This is a genomic window from Nitrospiraceae bacterium, from assembly GCA_019637075.1.
GTDB lineage: Bacteria > Nitrospirota > Nitrospiria > Nitrospirales > Nitrospiraceae > JAHBWI01.
This window is the reverse complement of record JAHBWI010000001.1, coordinates 854,347-873,357: the sequence shown is the minus strand read 5'-3', so window position 1 is coordinate 873,357 and position 19,011 is coordinate 854,347. Positions and strand designations below refer to the sequence as shown.

The 19,011-nt window shown below is 60.5% G+C and carries 18 protein-coding genes; 10 read left to right on the top strand and 8 right to left on the bottom strand.

The features are described 5' to 3' along the window. Window positions 1-122: 122 nt before the first annotated feature. From KF814_04140 to KF814_04120, 5 genes are all read left to right on the top strand, one after another. On the top strand, window positions 123-464 hold the full coding sequence (locus tag KF814_04140; protein ID MBX3235322.1) for a PilZ domain-containing protein: 342 nt from the start codon (window positions 123-125) through the stop codon (window positions 462-464). Between the two features lie 141 nt (window positions 465-605). Further along, a complete protein-coding gene (locus KF814_04135; GenBank protein ID MBX3235321.1) occupies window positions 606-1,385 on the top strand; it encodes an ABC transporter permease in 780 nt (259 codons plus the stop codon). Beyond that, on the top strand, window positions 1,382-2,113 hold the full coding sequence (locus KF814_04130; protein MBX3235320.1) for an ATP-binding cassette domain-containing protein: 732 nt from the start codon (window positions 1,382-1,384) through the stop codon (window positions 2,111-2,113). Before KF814_04135 ends, KF814_04130 begins: the two co-directional genes overlap by 4 nt. Window positions 2,114-2,143: 30 nt before the next feature. Beyond that, window positions 2,144-3,139: an MCE family protein gene (locus tag KF814_04125; GenBank protein ID MBX3235319.1), complete on the top strand. Its 996-nt coding sequence runs from the start codon at window positions 2,144-2,146 to the stop codon at window positions 3,137-3,139. Further along, on the top strand, window positions 3,136-4,101 hold the full coding sequence (locus tag KF814_04120; GenBank protein MBX3235318.1) for a tetratricopeptide repeat protein: 966 nt from the start codon (window positions 3,136-3,138) through the stop codon (window positions 4,099-4,101). Before KF814_04125 ends, KF814_04120 begins: the two co-directional genes overlap by 4 nt. Before the next feature lie 23 nt (window positions 4,102-4,124). On the opposite strand, the gene KF814_04115 is transcribed toward KF814_04120, so the two are convergent. The 6 genes from KF814_04115 to KF814_04090 all read right to left on the bottom strand — a co-directional run bounded on the left by KF814_04115 (window position 4,125) and on the right by KF814_04090 (window position 12,794). After that, entirely contained in the window at window positions 4,125-6,434 is a 2,310-nt protein-coding gene (locus KF814_04115; protein MBX3235317.1) for a GspE/PulE family protein, read from the bottom strand. Window positions 6,435-6,648: 214 nt separating this feature from the next. Beyond that, window positions 6,649-8,355, bottom strand: a complete 1,707-nt coding sequence (locus KF814_04110) for a proline--tRNA ligase (GenBank protein ID MBX3235316.1) — start codon at window positions 8,353-8,355, stop codon at window positions 6,649-6,651. Window positions 8,356-8,502: 147 nt separating this feature from the next. Then, window positions 8,503-9,894 carry an RIP metalloprotease RseP gene (gene rseP / locus KF814_04105; GenBank protein MBX3235315.1) on the bottom strand — a complete coding sequence of 464 codons (1,392 nt, stop codon included), beginning with the start codon at window positions 9,892-9,894 and terminating at the stop codon, window positions 8,503-8,505. Window positions 9,895-9,920: 26 nt separating this feature from the next. Continuing rightward, a complete protein-coding gene (locus KF814_04100) occupies window positions 9,921-11,081 on the bottom strand; it encodes a 1-deoxy-D-xylulose-5-phosphate reductoisomerase (protein ID MBX3235314.1) in 1,161 nt (386 codons plus the stop codon). A gap of 33 nt (window positions 11,082-11,114) precedes the next feature. Continuing rightward, entirely contained in the window at window positions 11,115-11,981 is an 867-nt protein-coding gene (locus tag KF814_04095; protein MBX3235313.1) for a phosphatidate cytidylyltransferase, read from the bottom strand. A gap of 27 nt (window positions 11,982-12,008) precedes the next feature. Then, entirely contained in the window at window positions 12,009-12,794 is a 786-nt protein-coding gene (locus KF814_04090; GenBank protein MBX3235312.1) for an isoprenyl transferase, read from the bottom strand. Between the two features lie 305 nt (window positions 12,795-13,099). Here KF814_04090 and tldD point away from each other — a divergent pair, with 305 nt between their 5' ends. The 5 genes from tldD to KF814_04065 all read left to right on the top strand — a co-directional run bounded on the left by tldD (window position 13,100) and on the right by KF814_04065 (window position 17,514). Further along, window positions 13,100-14,536 (top strand): metalloprotease TldD, encoded by a 1,437-nt coding sequence (gene tldD / locus KF814_04085; GenBank protein ID MBX3235311.1) that lies wholly within the window; start codon window positions 13,100-13,102, stop codon window positions 14,534-14,536. A 3-nt stretch (window positions 14,537-14,539) separates the two neighbouring features. Continuing rightward, a complete protein-coding gene (locus KF814_04080) occupies window positions 14,540-15,898 on the top strand; it encodes a TldD/PmbA family protein (protein ID MBX3235310.1) in 1,359 nt (452 codons plus the stop codon). Between the two features lie 142 nt (window positions 15,899-16,040). Continuing rightward, window positions 16,041-16,745: a dienelactone hydrolase family protein gene (locus tag KF814_04075; GenBank protein MBX3235309.1), complete on the top strand. Its 705-nt coding sequence runs from the start codon at window positions 16,041-16,043 to the stop codon at window positions 16,743-16,745. Window positions 16,746-16,760: 15 nt separating this feature from the next. After that, a complete protein-coding gene (locus KF814_04070; protein MBX3235308.1) occupies window positions 16,761-17,069 on the top strand; it encodes a hypothetical protein in 309 nt (102 codons plus the stop codon). After that, window positions 17,059-17,514, top strand: coding sequence for a hypothetical protein (locus KF814_04065; protein ID MBX3235307.1), 456 nt, complete (start codon window positions 17,059-17,061; stop codon window positions 17,512-17,514). The genes KF814_04070 and KF814_04065 overlap by 11 nt, the downstream gene beginning before the upstream one ends. A gap of 364 nt (window positions 17,515-17,878) precedes the next feature. Here the strand turns inward: KF814_04065 and KF814_04060 are convergent, their stop codons facing one another. After that, window positions 17,879-18,553, bottom strand: a complete 675-nt coding sequence (locus KF814_04060; protein ID MBX3235306.1) for a uracil-DNA glycosylase — start codon at window positions 18,551-18,553, stop codon at window positions 17,879-17,881. Between the two features lie 98 nt (window positions 18,554-18,651). Beyond that, window positions 18,652-19,008, bottom strand: coding sequence for a hypothetical protein (locus tag KF814_04055; GenBank protein MBX3235305.1), 357 nt, complete (start codon window positions 19,006-19,008; stop codon window positions 18,652-18,654). Window positions 19,009-19,011: the final 3 nt, after the last annotated feature.

Below are 19,011 nucleotides of genomic sequence, written 5' to 3'. Positions count from 1 at the left end.
GGAAAATCACTGGCCGTCTCGGGAGCACCGTGGTATATCAAGCGAAGAATGTACGTAGGCTGTACCCGTAGCGCGGGGACTCCATTACGTCGTTGATCGACATCGACCAAGGGAGCAACGGTTTGTTGGAAGACGCGAAAGAACTCAGGAAGTCTCGGCGTATCCAGGTGGGATGTCGACTGTTCTTTTTCGGCGAAGAGGACTTCGAAGGCGAAGCCGAGGTGCTCGACCTGTCGTTCACCGGCTGTATGGCCAAGTCAGAAACGCCCCTGGAACCAGGACTGCTGATGAAACTGTCGCTCTTCTTGCCAGACGGACACGAATGGCCGGTCCGTATTGATGAAGCGATCGTCCGTTGGGCTCGTGGCGGTGAGTTCGGGGTCCAGTTCGTCAAGCTTCGGCCGCCGCAACTGCAGCGTATCCAGCAGTACCTCATCAAGACCAAGCCTCTCGCCGCTTCCTAGTCACCCCCGCGGGTTCGCGCGAGCCGTTCTCCCGACGGCCGTCATTGCATTGCCTCCCATGTTCCCCTACAATTTCGATCGTTCTCGCCTGGTCGGCGTTCACGGCCGAATCCTGGCGCGGGAGCGGACGCGCATAACCCCATGCTCGAATGGATCGGGTCCAAAACCATCGCGGCCTATGCCTATCTGGCTGCTCTCGCCACGCTCTGTTCCCAGGCCGTCATCGATCTAGTCGTTCCCGCCAGACACGGACGCAGTGAGACGCTGCGGGTCATCACCAGGCAAATTCTGTTCACAGGGGTCGACGCGTTGCCTGTGACAAGCATCATCGCGCTGCTCGTCGGCATCCTCATCATCACCCAGGCCGGGACGCAACTCCCGTTGTTGGGAGCCGGAGGACTGATCGGCAGCATTATCGTGCTCACAGTCATACGTGAGCTCGGTCCGCTCCTGACGGCCTTCATCGTGGTCGGGCGCTCCGGCACCGCGATTGCGACGGAATTGGGGAACATGTCCGTCAACCGCGAGGTGACGGCGCTGCGGCTCATGGGAATTCCGATCAGCCGTTTCGTGATCATGCCGCGCATGGTAGGAATGGTCGTGTCGATGATCTGTCTGACGTTGTATTTCGACGTCGTCGCGATCCTGGGGGGGTATCTCGTGGCCAAGGTCAAATTAACCGTGCCCTTCCCGGCCTTTATCGACGGCGTCTTCAGGGCCTTGTCGATGACTGATGTGATCGTGACCGCATCCAAAGGCCTCTTGTTCGGGGCCGCGGTCGCGGCGATCTGCTGCCACCATGGGCTCTCGGTTCAGTCGTCGTTTACGGAAGTGCCGCAACAGACGACCAGGGCGATGATCAACTCGTTTGTGATCTGTCTCATTGCGGATGTGGTCATTACGGTGCCGCTGTACCTATGAGCGGCGAGGCGGTGATCTTCGAGCGGGTTCGGGCGACGTTGGCCGATCGTCCTTTCTCCCTCGAACTAGATTGGCGAGTCGGCGCCGGTGAATGGGTGGTGTTGGTGGGGCCCAGTGGGGCCGGCAAGAGCATCATCCTCGGGTTAGCGGCCGGGCTGCTGGAGCCGGACGAGGGGGGCGTGCTGGTGCTGGGAAAATCTTGGACTGCCGGTTCGGAGGAGCAACTGACGGCGTTGCGACTCCGTGTCGGCGCGGCATTGCAGCCGCCGGGGCTCTTGAGCAATATGACCCTGTTCAACAATGTCGCCTTGCCCTTGCGGTATCACCGATCGTCTTGGACCGCCGCGGATATCGAGCGGACGGTGACAAAGCATCTGGAGCGCATGGACCTTGTATCGGCGCGGGATCGTTTTCCGGCCCAGCTGAACGTGGGGGAGATCAGGCGGGCTGCTATCGTGCGGGCGCTGGTGTCGGATCCCGATGTCCTCCTGCTCGACGATCCAGTGGAAGGGTTGGATGTGGAGTTGCTATCCACCGTGCGGTCGTATCTCGAGAAGGCCAGAGCGGCCAAGCCATTGGCTGTGCTCATGACCCTGCGTGCCTGGTCGTCCTTGGCTGAGGCCGCCGATCGGGTGACGGCGGTTCGGGATGGGCGAATCGTGCTGGATGGGCCTATCGAAACGGTGCGCGCGGCCGCCGATCCCGACCTCCGACGGTATGTGGAGTAAAGTGGGTCGCTCGACCCAGCGAGGTCATTTATGAAGATGCACTATTCTCATCAGCTCTCCAGCAGCCGAATTGCCCAGATCGTGGGGACATTCGTGGTAATCCCGCTGGTGATCCTGATCGTCGCAGGATTTCTCATGTCAAAGGTGGAACATTTGTTCGAGGCGAAGTACCAGCTACAGGCCAGTCTCAGCAAGTCGTATGGGCTCGAACCGGGCGCTCCTGTGGTCGTGTCGGGGATTCCGATCGGGCGGGTGGAACGGGTGGATTTGAATGAACGTGGGACGGTCAATCTTCACCTGCTTCTGCGGACCCGCTACCAAGGCATGGTGAAGGAGAACTCGGAGTTGTCCGTGACCAAGAGCGGCGTGGTCGTAGGCCAAACTCAGGTCGACATCGCGATGGGAACGGAAAGCAGTCCCGTATTGCAGGATGGGGCAACGATCAGGGCCGTCGAACCAAAGGACATTGGCGATTTGATCAATGAAGTGCAGCCGGTGCTGGCTGCGGTGAAGCAGACTCTCCTGAGGGTCGAAACCATGACGCAGGATCTTCAAGGCAGCCTCAAGGCGGGAGGCAAAGCGCTCGAACAGGTTGCCTTGGCCACGCAAGAGTTGCCGACCGTCATGGCGTCTGTTCAGCGGACGGTGGCGTCGGTGGAGCAGGCATCGACAGCCTTGCCGAACATGACGAACTCAATTCAGCGGACGTTAGGAGTGGTCGATCGCATGACGCTGGACGTGCGGCAAAGTACGGGCAAGCTTCCTGCCATTATCGAGAGCACTCAGGAGACCCTGCGCAGCGTCCGCCAACTTTCCGATTCGGTGCGGGACTTGAGTCAGGAATTGGTACCGGTCGTGCAGACTGCCCAAACGACGCTGAGCGATATGTCGCTTCTGGTTCGCGGCGCCAAACAGACCTTTCCGTTCAACCGCTTTGCCCAAAATGCCGGGCCGGCGCCGTCGGCTCCGGCGGTGCCGCCGGCCGGCGCGATGAAGAGTCTTCGAGGAGATCAGCTCCACCGATGACGGGAGGATCGCCATATCGGTTCGTATTGTTCGCATGGCTGGCCGTCGGGCTCTGGTCGGGCTGTGCCGGTTCCCCGCCGCCACCGACTCCTTCCGCAGCGCCGCCGCCAGGGCCGCTGGCGTCGCAACTCCAAGCCCTGCGCGCGGAGGGCGATCGCTGGTTGCTGCGTGGGGAACTGGCGCGCGCGGAGGAATCGTTTCAGGCTGCCCGGCGCACGGCTGAAAGTCTCGATGACAGAAGCAGTTTGACGCTGGTCCTGAACGATCTTGGGCGCATAGCGATGGAACGGGGCTTGACGGCAGAGGCTCGCGATCGGCATCGGTATGCCGTGCAATTGTCTGAGCAGCTGGGGGATTCGTCTCTACTCCTGGAAAGCCTGGCCTCCTTGGGAGCGGCAGAACAGATGGCAGGCCGGTTGACGGAAGCGGAGCAACGGTATGATCAGGCGCTGGAGCTGTCACGTCGTGCCGGCGACCGCAGTGCAGAGGCCGTCCTCCTCAACAACGTGGGGCTCCTCTACCGGGCCAAAGGCGATCTGACGCAGGCGGAAGACTACTTTCGCCGGGCGTTGGACCTCAATCATGCCCAGGGACAGGCTGAGGCCGAGGCCAGTAACCATGTGAATCTGGGATTGCTTGCGGAGGCGAAAGATGAATTCGATCGAGCTCAACAGGAATACGAGCGTGCTCTGGAGCTCGATCGGGCGGCCGAGCGACGTTCGGCGATTGCGGGGGACTTGCTGCGGCTTGCCCGTCTTGCGGTGCTGCGGGGATTTCCCGATCGAGGGGCCGTCTATGCCGAACGGGCCTATCGCGGCTATTTGGCGCAAGACGACATGAAGCAGGCTGAAGCGGCGTTGCGCCAGGCGGTCGAGTGCGCCGCTCGATCCGGACGGAAAGACGAGGTCGCGCGGCTGGAGTCGGAGTGGGCGGGGAGAGCGAATCCCCGGCCGGTCCCCTGACCGCCGGGGGCTCGTGCACGTGGCTACTTGATGGCGACGGCCTTCACTTCCTTGTAGGTCGTGTGGCCCTGCAGCACTTTATTTATGCCGTCCTGCACCAGGGTCGTCATCCCTTCTTCCATGGCGAGTTTCAGCATCTCCTCGGTCCTGGCCTTGTTCTGGATAAGCCGCTTCATGGGGTCGGTGCCCAACAGTAGCTCATGCAGCGCGACGCGGCCCTTCAGTCCCGTACGGTTGCAGGTTTCGCAGCCCTTGCCGCGGTAAAGCTTGAAGGCGCCGTCGAACTTCACGCCAAGTTTATCCCAGTAGTCCGGGCCATAGCCCTGCCGCAGTTCCTCGTATTCTTCCTTGGTGGGCTGGTAGGCCTCCTTACACTCTTTGCATATGCGGCGCGCCAACCGTTGCGCGAGGACTCCCAACATCGCGTCGGCGAAACTGAACGAGTCGCAACCCATGTCCAGCAAGCGTGTAATCGTTTCCACGGCGCTGTTGGTGTGGAGAGTGCTCAGCACCAAGTGGCCGGTGAGTGAGGCCTCGATGCCGGTGTCAGCGGTTTCTTTGTCTCGCATTTCGCCGACCATGATCACGTCCGGGTCGGCCCGGAGGAACGCCCGCATCGCGGCGGCGAAGGTAAAGCCGATCTTGGGATGGACCTGCACCTGGCGGAGGCCGTATTGCGTGATTTCGACCGGGTCCTCGGCGGTCCAGATCTTGATGTCGGGAGTATTGATGTGCCCGAGGACCGAGTGCAGGGTCGTCGTTTTACCGGAACCGGTCGGACCGACGCAGAGAATAATGCCGTACGGCTTTTCGGCGATGCTCTTGATTTCGCGCAGGTTGCGGTCAGAGAAGCCCATCTTGTCCAACGGCAGGGGCTCGCTCGCGGCCAGAATACGCATGACCACGTCTTCGTTGTAGCCGGCGGTGGGGATCGTCGCCACGCGAAGCTCGATTTCTTTGTTTTCGCCGATCTTGAATTTGATCTTGCCGTCCTGGGGTTTCCGCCGTTCCGCGATGTCGAGGCTTGCCATGATCTTCAGGCGCGACACGATGGCGCGACGGTAACTGGGCGGAATCTTCATGTACTCGAAACACTCACCGTCGACCCGGAAGCGTACCAACGTATCCCGCCTCTCGCCGTAGGGCTCGATGTGGATGTCGGACGTGTTCATGCGGAACGCGTCGGCGATGATTTGGTTGGCGAGCCGGACGATGGCGCTGTCGTTCTCGTCCATCCCGGCCGTGGCCGCGTCTTCCGCCGCTTCCAGCTGAGATTCGTTGACCAATTCACCCAAGATGTCGGAGACATTCTCGTTGAGCTTCGAGGTAGCTTCCGGGGTGCCGGTGGCGCTGGAGAGGAATTGGGTGATGTCGCGACGCAGGCTGACGGCGAACCGGATGTTGAGCCCGGGAAACGTCCGTTTGATGTCCTGGACGCGATCCAGGTCACCCGGATCGTCGGTGAGGATTTCGATGGCCGCGCGGTCCCGTTTCAGCGGCATCCAGTGATTCTTTTTCAGGTAGTCGACGTTCAGGTTCTTGAGCAATTCCACGTCGACGATCGTGCGCTCGCTGTACTCGATGTATGGACACTTGTGGAATTGCGCTAGCGATTTTCCAAGGTCGGCCTTCGGGACCTTGAATTTGTCGATGAGCATCGCCTCCAGATCCGTTGCGTTTTTTCTCGCCTCGGCAATCGCCTGGTCCAAGTCCTGCTGCGAGATCTTGTTGTTCGAGAGGAGGTAGTCGAATTTGGTGGGAGCCTTCTTCGAGGTCTTGCGCAGGCCGTAGAATGCCGTGCCCAAGGCCTTGGCGATCTCCGCGGCCGATTCCTCATCCTTTCGTGTGAAACGGCCGCCGCTTTTCTTGTTCAGCAGTTGGATCACGCCCATCAAGTATTTGTTCTCGGCGACGATCGGGTAGGTGAGGACCTGCTTGGTCTTGAATCCGGTCTTTTTGTCGTAGCTTGTGTCGTGGGCCAATGCGGGGTGGACCAGGGCCAATTCAGCCTGGTTGTATGCGTCGGCCACATTGACCGGGCGGAGATACTTGGCGCAAAAACCTGCCAGGCTCGTCTCGGTAATCGGAGTGCGGACTTCCTGGACACTGTCGAGATGAGGAATCTTCGAGAAGATCTCTTTCTTCTCGGCATCCACGACGAACAGTGTCAGGTCCTCGGCGTCAAAGCAGCTGAGGATGTCGTGATGGAGGTCGAGGAGGATCTGGTCGATATCGGTGGCGGCCTGGATTTGCGTGGAGAGGCGTTTGACGTTCTCGGCAAACCCGTTTTTCAGGGTGGAATCGCTCAATCCGGACAGCGGCTTTGTCTGCATCGACGGGTCTCCTGAAACCGGAGGCGCGAGTACCGGGCGGCCGACCAGGCGGTCTCTGCCCCATTGGGATGGGCAGGGTGCAAGGGGGTTCCCGTATGTGACTCAGTGTAACCCAATGTGGAGTCAAGGCAAGGAAAAGGCAATTTCTGGAACGGTTCCTGCTGGGCGGCGATTGGATCTGAAGCGATGAGACGAGAGACGCGGCCGTGTGGGCTTAGGAGGCAGCCTTGATGAGGGAGGACAGATGGGCTACGACCTGATCCGGGGCGACTTTGATCGTTTCCCCGGTTTTCCGGACCTTCACCTCGACCTGCCCTTGTGCCAACCCTTTTTCGCCGAGGACAAGGTGGTACGGGGCGCCGATGAGATCGGCGTCGTTGAACTTCACCCCCGCCCGTTCGTCGCGGTCGTCCCAGAGGACCTCGACCCCGGCTCCCTCCAGCGAGCGGTACAGAGATTCAGCCAACTGTGACACGGCTTGGGACTGGCCGAGCGGGATCAGGGTCACGTGGTAGGGGGCGATGGGAACGGGCCAGACGATGCCCTTCGCGTCGTGGTTCTGTTCGATGGAGGCCGCCGCAGTTCGGCTGACCCCGATACCGTAACAGCCCATGACCGCCAGCTGTTCTTGGCCTTGATCATCCAAGAACGTGGCGTTCATCGATTGGCTGTATTTGGTGCCCAGCATGAACACATGGCCGACCTCGATGCCCTTGGCCGTTTTCAAGGTGCCGTCCTGGCGCGGCGACTGGTCTCCGACCTGGGCGTTCCGCAGATCGGCAAATTGGTCCGGTTGGAAATCGCGTCCGACGTTCACGTCGACGAGGTGCGTGTCCGCTTTGTTGCCTCCGACGACGAAGTTGGTCATCACTTTTACGGCATGGTCCGCCAAGATGCGGATCTGCTTGAGTCCCACCGGTCCGGCAAACCCGACCGGCGCGCCGGTCAGGGAGGGGACCAGCTCAGGTTTGACCAGTTCGACGTCCGTGACGTTGAGCAGGCGTTTGACCTTGATCTCGTTGACCTCGTGGTCCCCACGAACCAACACGGCGACCGTGTCCTTCCCCGTGCTGTAGAGGAGTGTCTTCACGAGCTGCTGCGGCGTAATCTTTAGGAAGGCCGTCACCTCGTCGACCGTTCGCTGTTTGGGCGTGCTGACTTCGGTCATCGGACGCAGCGGCTCCGACGCAGCGGCCGGCGGCGGTGGTACCTCGGCCCGCTCCACGTTGGCGGCGTAGGTGCCCTCGGGACTGTAGACGATGGTCTCTTCCCCGGTTTCGGCCAAGACCATGAATTCGTGCGACGACGTACCGCCGATGAGACCGGTATCTGCTTCAACCGGGCGGAATGTGAGCCCGCAGCGGGTGAAGATCCGGTTGTAGGCGTCGTACATCTTTTGGTAGCTGAGCCTGGCGCCGGCCTCGTCGCGGTCGAAACTATAGGCGTCCTTCATGATGAATTCGCGGCCGCGCATCAGTCCGAATCTCGGGCGGATCTCATCACGGAACTTGGTTTGGATCTGGTAGAAGTTGAGCGGCATTTGTCTGTAGGACCGGACTTCGCGCCGGAACAGGTCCGTTATGACCTCTTCATGCGTCGGGCCGAGGCAGAAGTCACGCTCGTGCCGGTCTTTGAAGCGAAGGAGTTCCTTGCCGTAAAAATCCCATCGTCCGGTTTCCCGCCACAATTCTGCGGGGGACGCGATCGGCATCAGGAGTTCCTGTGCGCCGGCTCGGTTCATTTCCTCGCGGACAATTCGTTCGATCTTCCGGAATACGCGCAGACCCAACGGCAGGTATGTGTAGATACCGGCCGCGACCTTACGGATCATGCCGGCGCGCAACATCAGCCGGTGGCTGACCGTTTCGGCTTCGCCCGGATCGTCGCGCAATGTCGGGATGAGGGTTTGGGAGACGCGCATGCGGAATCAGGAGTCCATCACTAAGCTATCGGGGAGACAGGTATACAGGATGTGCGGACTGTCTGTCCAGCGGAACCACAGCCCGCGCGGAGCAAGGCGGCTTCCCGCACAGGCGGGAAGCCGCTCGACTGAGTCCGTTCACCCCCGTTAGGGGGAAATCAACCGCTCGATGTCGTTCCAGAAGGCAAAGATCATGATGCCGACCAGGAGCACCAACCCGACTTGCTGCGCCAACTCGCGCTGACGGTCCTCCAACGGTTTCCGGCGCACAGCCTCGATGAAGAAGAACAAGAGGTGTCCTCCGTCCAAAATGGGAATCGGCAACAGGTTCAAGACGCCGAGGTTGATGCTGAGCATGGCCATCAGGAAGACCAGGTTAGAAGTGCCTTGCTCGGCCGCATCGCCCGCGGTCTTGGCGATAGTCAGCGGCCCACCGATGTTCTTGCGGGAAATCTCCCCGGTGATGATCTTATAGATACCGGCTACGGTCAGCTCGGTCCATCCCCAGGTGGCCTGGGCGCCGAGCAGCGGCGCCTTGAGCGGCTCGTTGGTTTGGAGAATGGTCTGGTTCTGTGCCGAGATGCCGATCTTGCCGATCTCGACCGTGTTGCCGTCGACGGTTGTCTTTTCTCCCATCGGAGTGACTGCGACCGACTGTGCCCCTCCCATGCGCTGCACTTCGAACTGCAGCGCCTTGTTCGGGCTCTCCCGCACGATCGACGTCATTTGCGACCAGGTGAAGATTTCCCGGCTGTCGATTTTCACGACCCGATCACCGGGTTGCAACCCAGCCGCTTGGGCCCGGGAGCCTGGAATCACGGCCGTGATGACCGGCGCACGCTCCTCGATGCCCAATTGATACAACGCGACCGGCTTTCCGCCCTCCTGAACGGTCGTCTTGCTCGGCGTGACCAACACGGTCTTGACCTGTTGGCCCCTCGTCAGGTCCAGCGTGAGTTGCTTTCCGTTGCTGACGGCGATCGCCTTCATCAGCTCGGCGCTGGTGGAAATCTCTTTTTCGTTCACCCGGATGATCTTGTCGCCGGGCTTGAGGCCGGCTTGATCGGCGGGAGAGCCTGGAAGGACCGCTTCAATCTCGGGGATGATGTCCTTGAAACTGGGCACCGGCAGCGAATAACCGAGGCCGATGTATACCGTGTAAATAAGATAGGCCAGGATGAAGTTGAAGATCGGACCGGCGGCCACGATCAACGTCTTGCCCCAGAGCGATTGGTGAGCGAACGCGCGCCGCTTATCTTCCGGCGAAATCGTCTCGTTTTCGTCCTCGCCGAATAGTTTGACGTACCCGCCCAGCGGGACCACGGACAAGAGGTATTCGGTCTCGCCGATCTGGCGCCCGAAGATTTTGGGGCCGAATCCGAGCGAGAACTTGAGCACCTTGACCCCAACCCAGCGTGCGGCCAGGAAGTGGCCCATTTCATGGAAGGCGACCAGGACGCCGAGTACGACGAGGAAGGGAAGGGCCCAGTGGCTGAGGAACGACACCACGTCAGGCGACCAGGCAAAGGCTGTTCCCACGGGCAGACTCCTTGGTGTGCGGGGTGTTACCGCGTCAACGAATGAACCAGCGACTCGGCTTTTTCCCGAGCCCACCGGTCGGCTTCCAGGGCGTGATCCAGGCTGTCGATCGATTGCACCACGTGCGATTCCATTGTACTCCGAATGATGTCCGGAATATCCATAAAACGAATTCCGCCCTGCAGGAACGCTTCGACGGCGATTTCATTCGCCGCGTTCATCGTGGCCGGCATGGTGCCGCCGATGCGTAACGACTCATATCCGAGCCCCAGACAGGGAAACCGTTCGTGGTCGGGCTTGAAAAAGGTCAATTTGCCGATCTCCGCCAGTTCCAGCGAGGGCAGTTCCAGCGGCATCCGCTCAGGATACCGCATCGCGTAAGAGATCGGGGTGCGCATGTCCGGCAAGCCCAACTGCGCGATCATCGATCGATCGATATATTCTACCAAAGAATGGATGATGCTCTCCCGATGAACCAGGACTTCGATTTTGGTCTCGGGGAGATCGAAGAGCCAGCGCGCTTCCACGACCTCCAACCCCTTGTTCATCAAGGTGGCGGAGTCGATGGTGATCTTGGAGCCCATTTTCCAGTTGGGGTGCTGGAGCGCCCGCTCCGGACTGACGGTCTGCAACTGTTCCATCGAGAAGTCCCAGAGTGGTCCGCCGGAGGCGGTGAGGATCAGTCGCTTAACGTCGTCGAGCCGGTGGCCTTCGAGGGACTGAAAAATCGCACTGTGCTCGCTATCGACGGGCAGGATGCGGACGTCGTGTTTACGCGCCTCTTCCTGCATCAACTTACCGGCCATCACCATCGGTTCCTTGTTGGCCAGGGCGATATGTTTCCCGCTGCGGATGGCGGCCAAGGTCGGCACGAGCCCGGCCCCGCCCACGATCGCCGACACCACCAACTCCGCGCCGGCTGCCTGTGCCACTTCCCGGACGCCTTCGTTCCCCGAGAGAATCTGAACCGGCAGGTCCGCGCAGCGATCCCGCAATCGAGCCGCCGCCGCTTCGTTGGCCAATGCCGCCATTTTTGGCCGGAACTGACGGATCTGCTCTTCGAGCTTCTCATCGTTGGAGCCGGCGGTCAGACCGATGACGCGGAATTCATTCGGGAACCGCGCGACGATGTCCAGGGTATTGGTGCCGATGGAGCCCGTGGCGCCAAGGATGATGATGTTCTTCATAGCGATTTCCTCACTCGGGTTCCGCCGAGCCCGTCAGGGGGGCGTGACCCCATTGAGCCACAGATAGTAGTAAAAAGCCGGCGCGGTGAACAACAAACTGTCGATCCGATCGAGCATGCCACCATGGCCGGGCAACAGTCCACCGGAATCCTTGACGCCGACCGAGCGTTTGACGGCCGACTCCGTCAGGTCGCCGGCCAGACCAGCCAGCGTGAGGATTGTGCCGAGGATAAGCGAATCCAGTAGGGTCAATTCCCAAACGGGAAACCAGGCCCGCGCCACGTAGACGGCCGCCACCGTCAGCGCGAGACCTCCGATCAAACCCTCGATCGTTTTCTTGGGGCTGATGCTTGGCGCGAGCGGGTGCCGCCCGAGGGTCTTGCCGACATAATAGGCGCCGGTGTCGGAGGCAATGGTCGCAAGCAGCACGAACAGAATCATCAGCTCTCCGCCCGGATAGCCCCGCAGCCGGATCAGATAACTCATGGCTCCGCCGATGTACAGGATGCCCATGACCGTGACGGCGCTGTCGGCGACCCGATGCTGGATGCCGGCCGTCGTTACGAGGGGAATCAAGAGCGTAAGCACGACGGCCAGAAACAGGGTGTCAATGCCGAGTCCCCCTAAGTGATACCCGGCAAACCAGAGCCCGGTGATTCCATACCCAATGCCCATCAACAGGCGGCTCGCGCGTTCGCCGAGGCACAGGCGATAGAATTCGGTCAGGGCCAGCGCAGCAATGACAAATGCCAGGACCGTACAAGCCATCGGAGGCAGGTAGCGGATGATGGCATAGAGGCTGGGAATCAGCACCAGCGCCGTATAGAGCCGACGGGGATCGAACTCGGTCTTGGCGGCGGGAACCGCGTTGGGAGACGTCACGGGACCGGCAGTGCTCACGAGGGTTCCCAGGCTTGGCAATGGAGGTTAGGAGGAGATGCTGCTCATGACGCGTCCGAAACGGCGTTCGCGGCGCTGGTATTCGAGCAACGCGACCAGCGTTTCGCGGCGCCGGAAGTCCGGCCAGAGCGTCGGGGTAAAATACAACTCAGTGTAGGCCAATTGCCAGAGCAGGAAGTTACTGATACGCGTTTCGCCGCTGGTGCGAATCAGCAGGTCGGGGTCCGGGGTATCCTGCGTGTACAGACGCTGCTGAAACGAGGCCTCGTTGATCTGGTCGATCCCGAGACGGCCGCTCTGCACGGCGCGTGCAAGATCCTTGGCGGCATCGACGATTTCCGCCCGTCCGCCGTAGCTCAGGGCGACATTCAAGACCAACTTATTCAGGTGTGCGGTTTCCCGCTCGGTGGTATTCACCCAGTGGAGGGCGTTGGCCGGAAGCGACGAGACTCGACCGATCGTCCGGAATCGCACGCCCTGCTCGATGAGACTTGATCGCTCCGTCGAAAGGTAATGTTCCAGGAGCCCCATCAACGCGCTGATTTCCTGGGCCGGCCGGTTCCAATTCTCTTGTGAGAACGCGTAGATCGTCAGGATCTTGATGCCCAACTCCAGGGACAGCGAAATGAGCTCGCGAACCGACTTGATGCCTTCCTGGTGACCAGCGATCCGTGGAAGCCCACGCAACTCCGCCCAGCGCCCGTTGCCGTCCATGATGACGGCGAGGTGTTTGGGAAGCATATCGGGATCGAGTTTGGAGAGCAGGTCGGAATCTGAAGGAGGTTCGATATCCTGCGAGCGAGAATCATTCATGGAGCGGTGTGTTTACCCTTTCTTTGGAGCTGATCCGGAGGGTAAAGTGAGTCTAGACTCGGGACATGAGAAAGTCAAACGAAATTTCCGGATTTCGCTGTAATTGCAGATGGTTCGAGCGCATTCGCATTGCGGCTCAGGAAATGAATGGGCTATACTCGCGCACCGTCGAACGCGACAAAATGTTTCACGGTCGGTGACGAACCCCCTTCTGAACGACCAACCTTCCAATGGTAGCCGTTTGCGGTCCGAGCGAACTTGCGCCGCGGAGGGTCCAATGAAGCCGGTCACAAGGAGAACGTATCATGGCGACTGAGCAGTCCGGATCGCTGACACGCTTTGGTGTCAGTGATCGAGAAGTCGAGCAGGCCTTGGGTCGGGTGAAGGTGTCGAACGTCGACTATGCCGACCTCTACTTCGAATACTGTCAATCCGAGTCGGTCTCCATGGAAGAGGGGATCGTCAAACGGGCGACAAAAAATATCGGTCAGGGCGTGGGCGTGCGTGCAATCTCGGGTGAGAAGACCGGTTTTGCCTACTCCGATGAACTGACCAAGAAAGACTTGGAAATCGCAGCCGACACGGCCCGGTACATTGCGCAGTCCAGCCAGGGCACGACGCCGGTTGCGGTGACTCACCGGCCTCCGCTGGCCCGGAACCTGTACCCGCACGAGCGGGCCAATATCGAGGTCGCGACGAAGGACCGGGTCGAGTTGCTCAACGCCATCGATGCCGAAGCGCGGCGCTACGACCCTCGCATCAAGAACGTCATGGCGGCGTTCAATACTGAATACAAGATCATGGTCGTTGCCACCTCGGACGGCATGATGGTCGGAGACATGCAGCCCCTGTCTCGCCTTCAAGTCACCTGCATCGCGGAAGACAACGGCAATCGGCAGGTGGGGACGTTCGGCGGCGGTGGACGAGTCGGTCTGGATTACTTCCGGGATGGCCAGCGATTCTTGCAGTTTGCCCGTGAAGCGGCCCGGGAGGCGATCCTCAACCTCAGCGCAGTGGATGCTCCGGCCGGCGTTATGCCTGTCGTGTTGGGCGGCGGCTGGCCCGGCATTCTGCTCCATGAGGCCATCGGTCACGGCCTTGAGGCAGACTTCAATCGCAAGAAGACGTCGGCCTTCTCCAGCCTTGTCGGCAAAAAGGTGGCGTCGGAAGTCTGTACGATCGTAGATGACGGCACCTTGCCGTTTCGTCGAGGCTCGTTGAACATCGACGACGAAGGAACCCCCACCGGCCGAACCGTCTTGATCGAACGGGGCATCCTCCGCGGCTATATCACGGACAAGTTGAATGCGAAGTTGATGGGGATTCCGTTGACCGGCAATGGACGGCGCGAGAGCTACCAGAGCGTCGTGCTTCCGCGGATGACCAACACGTTCATGCTGGCAGGGGAATCCGACCCGCAGGACATCATCAAGTCCGTCAAGAAGGGGCTGTACGCCGTTTCGTTCGGCGGCGGCCAAGTGGACATTACCAACGGCAAGTTCGTGTTTTCCGCCAGCGAGGCCTACCTGATCGAGGATGGAAAGGTGACCAAGCCCGTGAAGGGCGCGACCTTGATCGGCAATGGGCCTGAGATCCTGACGAAGGTGTCGATGGTCGGACACGATTTGAGGTTGGATGAAGGGATTGGAACGTGCGGCAAGGACGGCCAGTCGGTGCCGGTCGGCGTCGGGCTGCCGACGATCAAGATCGATGAAATCACCGTCGGCGGAACCAAGGCATAAACGATGACACAACTGACCACGCAATGGGACTATCGAGAGTTGGCGCAGGATCTGCTGGCTCGCGCCAAGCAATGCGGTGCCACGGCCGCGGACGTCATGGTCGCCGACGGCGAGACGCTGTCGGTCCAAGTTCGAATGGCGGCGGTGGATCGTTTGACCAAGGCGAAAGAAAAGCGGCTGGGCCTGCGCGTGTTCTTCGGCGCCCGGTCTGCGAGCGCTTCGACCTCGGATTTTTCGCGCGAGGCGTTGGATCGGTTCGTGGGGGAAACCTGTGCGCTGGCACAGGCCGTCGTCGAAGATCCGGTGTCCGGACTACCGGAGCCGGGACAGTATGCGGGCGAATGCGGCGACCTGCAAATTTACGACCCCACCACGCTGCAGACGGATCAGCAGATCGACCTCGCGTTGCGGGCCGAGCGTGCGGCTTTCGCGGCAGACCCGCGGATTACGAACAGCGAGGGCGCCGATTGTGACTCGTCGTCCGGCCGAATCGTCTTGGCCAACAGCCACGGGTTTCTCGGTCAGTACCGAAACAGCAGCTTTTCTCTCTCGGTGACACCCGTCGCATCCGACGCGGGCGGGATGCAGCGTGACTACTGGTACGGTGTGCATCGGTCGTTCGCCAAATTGGAGAGCCCCGATGTGATCGGAAAAGAGGCGGCGCGTCGCACCCTCCGCCGGCTTGGGGCGCGCAAGGTCCCGACTTGCAGCGCGCCGGTGATTTTCGAACAGGAAATAGCGGGCAGCCTGCTCGGCCATCTCTGCAGCGGTTTGTCCGGATACGCACTGTACAAGGGGGCCTCGTTCTTGATCGGGCAATTGGGCCAGCAGATCGCGCCGGAGTTCGTGACGATTTATGATGACGGCCGATTGCCGGGCGGTCTCGGTACGCGCCCGTTTGACGGAGAAGGCTTGCCGACCCGGAAGCAGGCTGTGGTCGAACGGGGGCGGCTGACCAGCTATCTGCTCGATACCTACTCGGGGAAGAAGCTGGGACTGCCTTCGACGGGCAACGCCTCGCGCAGCATCGGCGAAAGCCCCTCCGCAGGCCCGACCAATTTTTACATGGTCCCCGGCACCAAGAGCCCGGAGGAAATCATCGCCTCGGTGAAGCATGGACTGTATGTCACGGATCTGATCGGCTTCGGCATCAATATGGTCACAGGCGATTATTCGCGCGGGGCCAGCGGGTTCTGGATCGAGAACGGAGAATTGGCCTACCCGGTTGAGGAGATCACGATCGCCGGCAACCTGAAGCGCATGTATGCCGGGATTGAAACGATCGGCTCGGATTTGGTTTTTCGCGGCCGTGTAGCGAGTCCGACGATCAAGCTGGCGGACATGACCATCGCCGGATCCTAAGAGCCCATAGCTGATGGCGTATGGCATATGGTGAGAGCCGCATGATCGGGTCTAACCCTTTTACCGCCGGCCGCACGAACTTTTTGAGCATCCTGCGGAGAGTCAGTTCGCGCCACCGGCGCTAGTCAGTTCTGGAGGTACCTTGGGGACCATTCGCGAGACGACGGTGCAATTTCCCGGAGCGGGCGTCCAATTGTCGTCTTATGTGGCGGCACCGGATAGTAAAGGCAAACTTCCCGCGCTGATCGTAGTGCAGGAGTGGTGGGGGCTCAATGACCATGTGAAGGACATTGCCCGCCGCTGCGCCGCTGCCGGCTACGTGGCCATCGCACCGGATCTCTACTCGCGCTTCGGTCACGTCGTGACAAAGAATCCGAACGAAGCCGGTGAGTTGATGAACCGGCTGAAGCAGGAAGACGGGATCAAAGATCTCTTGGCCACGATCACCTACCTCAAGTCCGTGCCGGAAGTCGATGCCGCCCGCTTGGGGGTCATGGGATTCTGTATGGGGGGATCGTATGCGTTGCGGCTGCCTTGCGAGACGAAGGAGTTGAAGGCCGCCGTTCCTTTCTATGGACAGGTGCCGAATCCGGATGCGCCCCTGCAGCAGTTGGCCTGCCCCATTCTCTACATTTACGGCGAAGACGATGGCTGGATCACGAAGGCCGACGTGCAACGGTTGGCCGGGGCCCTGAAAAAGTACCAGAAGGTTGGTGAGATCAAAACGTACCCCGGGGCGACGCACGCGTTTTTCAACGATACGCGGAAAGAAGTCTATCGTCCGGCGGAGGCCAAGGATGCCTGGGGCAGGGCGATGGCGTTTTTTCAGCAATACCTCAAGGCCTGAGGCAGGTGGGCCGGAATGGCACGACGAGGGTTGGCGTCATTTGCGGAGCCGCTCGGCCTGGTCTACATCGCCGGCACGACGAGGGACGCAGAGGCGGCTGAGTCGACCCTGAACGGTGCGGGCGTCGACTATGCCGTTGAGTTGGAAGAGTACCGGAACGATTCCATCCTCGGTACCCTCTTCGGGGGGACGTACACGGGGTTGTTTTTTCACGTGCCGGTCGCGCAGCATAAGGCTGCCAAGGAACTGTTGGAGGCCGAAGGGCTTCGCGATACGGTCGATCTTCACGAAGACGAGCAACCGGAGAGGGAACATGGCACTTGATGCGGAACTGGGAAAATTGATGCTCCAGCTGATCACGTCGCGCTATGACGATCGGCATTGGAGAAAGAAGATCGAAAAAACGCTCAGCCTACCGCAGAGCGGGGTCGGCGACGAGCAGCAGCAAAAGATCTTCATGTATCTGAAGCTCGGGCTCAAAGCCTATAAGTCTCGGCGGGCCGATCCGGATTCCTGGATCATCGGCGGCTACGCCACCAAGGAAGTCATCGACCGCGCCAAGTTCCAGCCGAATCAGGTGGGCGAGGGCATCACCAAGGACGACGTCGCCTTCTTAGGCACCGATCCGGGCCCTTCGGTGGACGAGGCCTGGTGGGAAGAAATGTTGGTGGCCTGGTTCGAACAGCCGGAAGAGGAAAAGCCGGCCGAAGAAGACGGCGGCGAGGCTGCGGACTCCGAGAAGTCGGAAAAGATCGAATCGAAAGCCTAGTACTTACCGGTCAGACGGTTGCGGATTGCCGCGATGCCGCTATCTAGTGGTCTCGCGGCATTTTCGTTTTAGCCACAATTTGCTCAGTGGTCCACGACCACCGCAGGTCTCATACCCAATCCAGCGCGTCCGGCCTCGCTCCACCCATCACCCAGTGGGGCCCTTACGCTGCGCGCAGCGGGGCGCCAGATCGCCGCGGCACCCGCTCGAATGTACATGTCGCTCAATTGGATTCGTTTGACCTACACCGAATCCAGTTCCTGCGGGTCCTGCTTCCCATTCAGCGCATCTGTCGTCGCGCGCGGCATTTCCTCCATCGCAGAAGGAGTGGCGAGCGACGAGATATGGGCCACGAGAGACGCGTCTACGAGAAGAGATCCATTTGTTGGGCCGGTGCTGCCGGAGGCTCGATGTGCAGCGAACGAGCTGGTGAAGGAGCTGCAGGCTGAGTTGTGGTGTTTGCGGTCGACTGGGAGTGCTTGTCCAAAAAGTCTTTCAGCTTCTTGAAATCTTCCTTGAGCACCGGGAGCAGGTTTCCCTGGTGCAGCGCCGCTGCCGGGTGCAGCAGGGGGAAGATCACAAAATCTTTCAAGTAAAACGCCTGGGCCTTCACCTTCGTGATCCCCACCTTACGTTCGAGCAGGGTCTGAGTCGCCCAGTTGCCCAACGTACACACCAGCTTCGGACGGATCATCTGGATTTGCTGGAGCAGGAACGGCTTACAGGTATCCACTTCGTCCGGTTCCGGGTCCCGATTGTTCGGGGGGCGGCACTTGATGACGTTGGCGATGTAGATCTCATCGCGCGAGAGCCCCGCCGATTGCAGCAGGTCGTTCAGCAGCTTCCCCGCCGCGCCGACGAAGGGCTCGCCCTTGAGATCTTCGTTTTGCCCGGGCGCTTCCCCCACGAACATGATCGAGGCATGGGGGTTCCCCACACCGAAGACCACCTGGCTGCGGCCGAGCTTGGCCAGTTTGCAGCGCTGACAGTTGTGGAGTGAGGCGGCGAGCTGTTGGAGCGGTGTGAGAGAAGCCTGCATGGATCCCGCCGAAAAGATTGGAGCGCATCTTAGGCTCGGCAGGTGGGGATGTCAATGGTGGAGGAACGGGCTACCGTGCTCGATTCGTAGCCGTCGGACTACTCGACCCGGTAGCCTTTCGAGGCCAGGCAGGTTTCACGAGACATGTTCGTCGCGGTCATGCCGTTCCACTGGCGGAGGTTGTCGCGATAACCTCCGGGGCTATACGGGCTTTGAGATCCCGGTGGACCGGAGCCCCAGAAGTGATGTTCGTTGCCGAGTGATGCCAATCGGTCGCATTCGTAGAGGTCGCGCTGAATCTCCGCCTCGGTCCGTTCTCTCGGTGGGATCGGGGCTGCGGAAGATCGGCAACCGGCCAGGAGGAGCAGGGCCGCGCAAGCGGCCAACACTCGCATCCGCAAGGTCCCAGCATTCCAGAGAATACGCGCGGTCGGCAGCTGTCTCTTCTGCTGCATCAC

Coding starts and splice junctions, on each gene's coding strand:
- KF814_04090 (MBX3235312.1), bottom strand. CDS start 12,794: ATGAATGATTCTCGCTCGCAGGATATCGAACCTCCTTCAGATTCCGAC.
- KF814_04100 (MBX3235314.1), bottom strand. CDS start 11,081: ATGAAGAACATCATCATCCTTGGCGCCACGGGCTCCATCGGCACCAAT.
- KF814_04080 (MBX3235310.1), top strand. CDS start 14,540: ATGACACAACTGACCACGCAATGGGACTATCGAGAGTTGGCGCAGGAT.
- KF814_04125 (MBX3235319.1), top strand. CDS start 2,144: ATGAAGATGCACTATTCTCATCAGCTCTCCAGCAGCCGAATTGCCCAG.
- KF814_04135 (MBX3235321.1), top strand. CDS start 606: ATGCTCGAATGGATCGGGTCCAAAACCATCGCGGCCTATGCCTATCTG.
- KF814_04055 (MBX3235305.1), bottom strand. CDS start 19,008: ATGCAGCAGAAGAGACAGCTGCCGACCGCGCGTATTCTCTGGAATGCT.
- KF814_04070 (MBX3235308.1), top strand. CDS start 16,761: ATGGCACGACGAGGGTTGGCGTCATTTGCGGAGCCGCTCGGCCTGGTC.
- KF814_04120 (MBX3235318.1), top strand. CDS start 3,136: ATGACGGGAGGATCGCCATATCGGTTCGTATTGTTCGCATGGCTGGCC.
- KF814_04130 (MBX3235320.1), top strand. CDS start 1,382: ATGAGCGGCGAGGCGGTGATCTTCGAGCGGGTTCGGGCGACGTTGGCC.
- KF814_04115 (MBX3235317.1), bottom strand. CDS start 6,434: ATGCAGACAAAGCCGCTGTCCGGATTGAGCGATTCCACCCTGAAAAAC.
- KF814_04065 (MBX3235307.1), top strand. CDS start 17,059: ATGGCACTTGATGCGGAACTGGGAAAATTGATGCTCCAGCTGATCACG.
- KF814_04110 (MBX3235316.1), bottom strand. CDS start 8,355: ATGCGCGTCTCCCAAACCCTCATCCCGACATTGCGCGACGATCCGGGC.
- tldD (MBX3235311.1), top strand. CDS start 13,100: ATGGCGACTGAGCAGTCCGGATCGCTGACACGCTTTGGTGTCAGTGAT.
- KF814_04060 (MBX3235306.1), bottom strand. CDS start 18,553: ATGCAGGCTTCTCTCACACCGCTCCAACAGCTCGCCGCCTCACTCCAC.